1 protein-coding gene is annotated in these 546 nt (G+C 59.0%); it reads left to right on the top strand.

The features are described from left to right. Positions 1-287 (top strand): proline racemase family protein (locus EN935_RS39580; RefSeq protein WP_206534724.1); only part of this gene is annotated, 287 nt, incomplete at its 5' end. Positions 288-546: the final 259 nt, after the last annotated feature.

The following is a 546-nucleotide window of genomic DNA, read 5'->3' as shown; positions in this document are numbered from 1 at the left end:
ATGCCGTCTTCTACGGCGAAAAAGCAATCGACCGCTCACCTTGCGGAACCGGATCGTCGGCACGAATGGCCCAGATGCACGCTCGCGGCCAACTCGCGATCGGCGACGAATTCATCCACGAAAGCATAATCGGCACTTTATTCGACTGCCGTATTGAGGGTGCGGCGGAGGTTGGCGGTCGCCAGGCTATTCGACCGAGTGTAGCGGGGTGGGCGCGCATCATCGGACACAACACGATCTTCGTCGACGAAGGGGACCCGCTTCAGCACGGTTTCCAACTGACCTGACGACGCGGGACTTTACAGGAGGAACACAGCCAAATGACGTCCAAGCAAATAAGATTCGCCCTGATTGGCGCGGGGATGGGAGCCGAAACACATGCGATCGAGTTGCCGCATGTGGAAGGCGCCGTCTTCCAGGCAGTCTTTGCGCGCAATGCCGAAAAGGCGGAGGCCTTCCGTGCCCGCTATGGGGCAAAAAAGGCTTATTCTGATCGCGCCGAGCTGCTCGCCGATCCGGAAATCGATGCCGTGATCATCGTTACGC

Origin of the sequence: Mesorhizobium sp. M7D.F.Ca.US.004.03.1.1 (assembly GCF_003998635.1) — a bacterium.
Classification (GTDB): Bacteria; Pseudomonadota; Alphaproteobacteria; order Rhizobiales; family Rhizobiaceae; genus Mesorhizobium; species Mesorhizobium loti.
The sequence above is the reverse complement of the archived record's forward strand: the minus strand, read 5'-3'. Positions and strand labels throughout refer to the sequence as shown.